Origin of the sequence: Amylolactobacillus amylotrophicus DSM 20534 (assembly GCF_001434555.1) — a bacterium.
Taxonomy (GTDB): domain Bacteria; phylum Bacillota; class Bacilli; order Lactobacillales; family Lactobacillaceae; genus Amylolactobacillus; species Amylolactobacillus amylophilus.
The window spans coordinates 1-5,223 of record NZ_AZCV01000014.1 but is presented as its reverse complement, the minus strand read 5'-3'; the positions used below and the strand labels follow the sequence as shown (position 1 = coordinate 5,223).

Genomic DNA, 5,223 nt, shown 5'->3' with positions numbered 1-5,223 from the left:
AAATCAAGGTATTATTGGGAATCCCAGCTTAAATCATAGATACCGTAAGGGATTTTATTCTTTATTTAAAACTTTGCAACAGAACCCCTGTGGCAATTAGTCCATTACATGATAAAGATGTTAATGCAGACGGAACAAAGAAAAAGCCGCATTATCATATAGTTTTTAATTACAAGGGCAATAAATCATTTGAACAAATGGACGAAATGGCAAGAGCTTTAAGGGCACCGATTCCTGAAAGAATAAGTGGTTTAACTGGTGCTGTTAGATATTTAACGCATATGGATAATCCTGAAAAGTATCAATACGATAATACAGAAATACAAGTGTTTGGTGGATTTGACCTTGAAAGTTGTTTAGCGTTATCTACTGGTGATAAAAGACAAGCGTTAAAAGAAATGCTTGGTTTTATTTCGGATAACAATATTATGCATTTAAAAGATTTTGCTGATTATTGTATGTCTGACCGAGCTCCTGCTGGTTGGTTCGAATTGCTAACAGAGAGGAATACTCTTTTTATAAAAGAGTACATAAAATCGAATTGGCAAAAAGAAAACCAAGTTTATAAAGAGTGAGGAATTAAATAAAAAATATGCCCCCTGCTGAAAAGCCAAGGGGGTTATTTTTTTGTGTTTTAAGAGTTGGATTACATGAGCCAACTCTTTGTTTTTTGTATCAGCTAATTGCACCATAAGGGTGCGCTGATACTCGGCTCAAAAGAGCCGAATAAGCCGTCTGCAAGACCCCTAGGCGAGCCCACCTTTACGAAGTAAAGTATAGTGGGTTATACTTTACATGGAAGCTGTCCCGAAGTTAGGAGTGTTTATATGTCATTTGTAGTGGCGAGAATGCAGAAGGTAAAATCAGGAAATTTAGTTGGGGTAGGTAATCATAATCAGAGAAATACAGACAATCATTCCAACAAAGATATTGATGTTGAACGGTCACATTTAAATTATGATTTGGTCAATCGGACAGAAAATTATAAACGAGATATTGAGCAATTTATTAACGACAACAAATCAAGTAGTCGTGCTGTCAGAAAAGATGCTGTATTAATAAACGAATGGATCATAACTTCTGACAACCAATTTTTTAAAGATAAAGATAGTAAAGAAATTAAAGATTATTTTGAAGTTGCTAAATCATATTTTTCAGAAAAATTTGGTGATGAGAATATCCGCTATGCTCAAGTTCACTTAGACGAAACGACACCGCATATGCACTTAGGAATTGTGCCGTTTAATGACGAACACAAGCTATCAGCAAAGACTGTTTTTAATCGTCAAGCCTTACAAGCGGTACAAGACGAATTGCCAAAGTATTTAAATGAGCGTGGTTTTGAGCTTGAACGTGGCGAAAAAGGGTCAGAGCGTAAAAATTTAACAGTGCCTGAATATAAAAAGGCAAAGGATGAATTAAAAGAGCTGACTACCACGCTGGAACAGCGGAAGTCAGAAGTTTTAGCGTTATCGAACGATAAAACACCAACAATCAAGAAAGAAAGTTTAGATTTAAAAGACGAAACGAAAACGGTCAAAGTACCAAGTGGCGAAACCATTGGTATTGGTAAGTTGCGACATGAATTTACGAAAAATGAAGAACGAAAAACAGGAAATGTGATTATCCCTGAAGATAAATTAAATGCCTTAATACAAGGCTATGAAGATTTATATAAATCGAATGAGAAACTAAAGAAATATGCGGAAACTGATTTACCTAAGCGGATTGACTATGTAAAAGAAAAATACAAGGAAGTAGTGCGTGATTTCAACGATTTAGCAGATAGATATAATAATAATCTAGAGAAAATTGATTCGTTGGAGAAAGAGAATAAATCGCTTAAAAACGAAATTAAGGGCATTTACAAAGGGTTTAAAGAGTACTTTAAAGATTCTAAGCAAGTTACAACTGAACAGGTTAAAACGCTTGTTAGTGGCGTTTTAGACAAAGTAAAAGAATTTGTAAAAGGTGGAGAATTTGAAAAAATTCATAGAAATGAAACTCAAACACGAGATAGAGATGAATTAAGTCGTTAGAAGCTCATATTTGCGTTCTAAGACGTTTTAAATCAATTCGAGTATATTTACACGTGATTATTACTTTTCGTCGGCATAAGCGTTTAAAATGGCTATAAATAATAAAGACAAGGGCGAACAACGTGAGCAACGTTTACCCTTGTCTTTTTATTTTAGGCATTTAGCTTTTGCTGAGCGACGAAAAGTAATTACGTGATAAAGCTACTTTTCAGAGGCATGATCAAACGCATTGCGTTTGTCAGGGGTGGGCGGAAGCCCACGGTTTTTAAAAGGGTTTTTGCGGAGCAAAATACCCTTTTCTTCTTATCTTGATACTATTAGGGGTCCCGAGCGCCTACGAGGAATTTGTATCGATAAGAAATAGATTTAAAAATTTCGCTGTTATTTTGTACATTTAACTTGACGGTGACATCTCTCTATTGTGAGTTATTAGTGGTACAGTTTTCAACCGTTTTAATTATAAAAAAGTGGTGCATTTTTAAATTGGCACAAACAGGTAACGGTTATTGCAGGTGTATTTCTTATCTATGGGTTTAACATGGATTTTATCATTAAAATCATGAGTATTGTCCGAGAGTGATTGGTCTTGCGTATGGTTAACCCTAAAGTTATGGAAATAAGACTTAGAAGCAAACTTAAGAGTGTGTTGATAGTGCATTATCTTAAAATTTTGTATAATAGGAATTGAAGTTAAATTAGATGCTAAAAATTTGTAATTAAGAAGGAGGGATTCGTCATGTTGGTATTCAAAATGCGTAATGTAGATAAAACATCTACTGTTTTGAAACAGACTAAAAACAGTGATTACGCAGATAAATAAATACGTTAGATTAATTCCTACCAGTGACTAATCTTATGACTTTTTAAACAGATAACTAAAATTACAAACAAATCATTTAACTTCTGTATTTATTTACAGATGTAATCACTTCAGGAGTGATTACATGAACAAAAATATAAAATATTCTCAAAACTTTTTAACGAGTGAAAAAGTACTCAACCAAATAATAAAACAATTGAATTTAAAAGAAACCGATACCGTTTACGAAATTGGAACAGGTAAAGGGCATTTAACGACGAAACTGGCTAAAATAAGTAAACAGGTAACGTCTATTGAATTAGACAGTCATCTATTCAACTTATCGTCAGAAAAATTAAAACTGAACATTCGTGTCACTTTAATTCACCAAGATATTCTACAGTTTCAATTCCCTAACAAACAGAGGTATAAAATTGTTGGGAATATTCCTTACCATTTAAGCACACAAATTATTAAAAAAGTGGTTTTTGAAAGCCATGCGTCTGACATCTATCTGATTGTTGAAGAAGGATTCTACAAGCGTACCTTGGATATTCACCGAACACTAGGGTTGCTCTTGCACACTCAAGTCTCGATTCAGCAATTGCTTAAGCTGCCAGCGGAATGCTTTCATCCTAAACCAAAAGTAAACAGTGTCTTAATAAAACTTACCCGCCATACCACAGATGTTCCAGATAAATATTGGAAGCTATATACGTACTTTGTTTCAAAATGGGTCAATCGAGAATATCGTCAACTGTTTACTAAAAATCAGTTTCATCAAGCAATGAAACACGCCAAAGTAAACAATTTAAGTACCGTTACTTATGAGCAAGTATTGTCTATTTTTAATAGTTATCTATTATTTAACGGGAGGAAATAATTCTATGAGTCGCTTTTGTAAATTTGGAAAGTTACACGTTACTAAAGGGAATGTAGATAAATTATTATGAAGATTTATATAAATCGAATGAGCAACTAAAAAAATATGCAGAAACAGATTTACCAAAAAGAATTGATTACGTAAAAGGCAAATACAAAGAGGTAGTGCGTGATTACAATGATTTGGCAGATAGATTTAATAATAATTTAGAGAAAATTGATTCGTTGGAGAAAGAGAATAAATCGCTTAAAAACGAAATTAAGGGCATTTACAGAGGTTTTAATCAGTTTATGGAAAATACCCTTGGTGCAACTGTTGGACAAGCTAAAAAGCTCATGAATAACCTTGTGAGCGAAATTAAAGAGTTTGTAAAAGGTGGAGAGTTTGAAAAAATTCATAGAAATGAAACTCGAACACGAGATAGAGATGAATTAAGTCGTTAGAAGCTCATATTTGCGTTTTAAGGCGTTTTAAATCAATTCGAGTATATTTATACCTGTTTGGTCTTTTCGTCGGCATAAGCGTTAAAAATGGCAATAGAAAAAGCAGCAAGGGCGAACGTAGTGAGTGCATTTACCCTTGCAGCTTTTTTTGTTGTCATTTAGCTTTTGCATAGACGACGGAAAGCCAACAGGTGTGAATGTTTAGCTACTTTTCAGAGGCATGATCAAACGCATTGCGTTTGTGGGTGTGGGCAACGCCCGCGGTTTTATTAGTTTTTAGGAATTGGGAAGCAAACTGGGGGGAGATTTTGAAAAAATCGACCAACTCATGGGGGCACTACGACACCCCCCATGTGTCCATTGTCCATTGTCCAAATAGATAAAAAGATTAAATGTCTTGTAAATACCTTTATATGAACGTTTTAAGCACCTATTTCGAGGTGAAAAAAAGTTTTTTGTAAAATCTTGTATTCCTGTCGTATGTATAATATAATTACAGTGTAAAAGAGATTTTGAAGAGAATTGAGGTGTATTTTGTGGTTGAAGTTGAGAAGAAAAAAGTGACTTTATCTTTACCTGTTGAATCGAATGACAAACTAGAAAAAATGGCACAAAAATATGGAATGACTAAATCAGGTTTGGTTACATTTTTAATTAATCAAGCTGATGATAAGGGGACTATTTTTAAATAAAAAAAGCCCTGCTAGGAAGATAGCAAGGGCTCGCAAGATTTGGTTTTCTTTGATTTCGCAACTCAAGTTTATCAAATTTTCCCTTGTTTTCCTAGTAGAGTAACTAGGAAGGTGTAGAAAAATATGGAAAATGAAAATAGAACAGATTGGACATTGCCTAGAAAGAATTTAAATCCAAAAACTAAACAGCCTTATAAGCGAGGTCGTAACTGGTGGATTGTTGTTTATCCTGAAAGTTTGCCAGAGAATTGGAAAGAGATTATTTCAACTGAACCTGTGGCGGTTCTGTTGCAAAGTTTTAAATCTACTATCAAATAAGGTAGAATAATAGAAAAAGATAGCAGGAGGAATGACGATGAATCATTTT

At 34.0% G+C, this 5,223-nt stretch carries 7 protein-coding genes and 1 pseudogene; all 8 read left to right on the top strand.

Translation table 11 applies throughout. From position 1 onward, the window contains the following. Positions 1 to 89: 89 nt before the first annotated feature. Positions 90 to 575 (top strand): replication protein, encoded by a 486-nt coding sequence (locus FC62_RS07820; RefSeq protein WP_236693800.1) that lies wholly within the window; start codon positions 90 to 92, stop codon positions 573 to 575. 252 nt (positions 576 to 827) lie between these two features. Continuing rightward, positions 828 to 2,039: a MobV family relaxase gene (gene mobV / locus FC62_RS07815; protein WP_074412848.1), complete on the top strand. Its 1,212-nt coding sequence runs from the start codon at positions 828 to 830 to the stop codon at positions 2,037 to 2,039. 604 nt (positions 2,040 to 2,643) lie between these two features. Then, a pseudogene (locus FC62_RS08475) lies at positions 2,644 to 2,727 on the top strand (MLS leader peptide); the annotation flags it as partial. A gap of 48 nt (positions 2,728 to 2,775) precedes the next feature. Next, entirely contained in the window at positions 2,776 to 2,859 is an 84-nt protein-coding gene (locus FC62_RS07810) for a 23S rRNA methyltransferase attenuation leader peptide (RefSeq protein WP_013641314.1), read from the top strand. A gap of 124 nt (positions 2,860 to 2,983) precedes the next feature. After that, on the top strand, positions 2,984 to 3,721 hold the full coding sequence (gene erm(B) / locus FC62_RS07805; protein WP_001038790.1) for a 23S rRNA (adenine(2058)-N(6))-methyltransferase Erm(B): 738 nt from the start codon (positions 2,984 to 2,986) through the stop codon (positions 3,719 to 3,721). Between the two features lie 164 nt (positions 3,722 to 3,885). After that, entirely contained in the window at positions 3,886 to 4,164 is a 279-nt protein-coding gene (locus FC62_RS07800) for a hypothetical protein (protein WP_013641315.1), read from the top strand. A 536-nt stretch (positions 4,165 to 4,700) separates the two neighbouring features. Beyond that, complete coding sequence (locus tag FC62_RS07795) at positions 4,701 to 4,856, top strand: protein RepA (protein WP_002328822.1); 156 nt, start codon at positions 4,701 to 4,703, stop codon at positions 4,854 to 4,856. Between the two features lie 123 nt (positions 4,857 to 4,979). After that, positions 4,980 to 5,174 (top strand): Rep family protein, encoded by a 195-nt coding sequence (locus FC62_RS07790; protein WP_056945824.1) that lies wholly within the window; start codon positions 4,980 to 4,982, stop codon positions 5,172 to 5,174. The last annotated feature ends 49 nt before the right edge of the window (positions 5,175 to 5,223 follow it).

Coding starts and splice junctions, on each gene's coding strand:
- mobV (WP_074412848.1), top strand. CDS start 828: ATGTCATTTGTAGTGGCGAGAATGCAGAAGGTAAAATCAGGAAATTTA.
- FC62_RS07810 (WP_013641314.1), top strand. CDS start 2,776: ATGTTGGTATTCAAAATGCGTAATGTAGATAAAACATCTACTGTTTTG.
- FC62_RS07790 (WP_056945824.1), top strand. CDS start 4,980: ATGGAAAATGAAAATAGAACAGATTGGACATTGCCTAGAAAGAATTTA.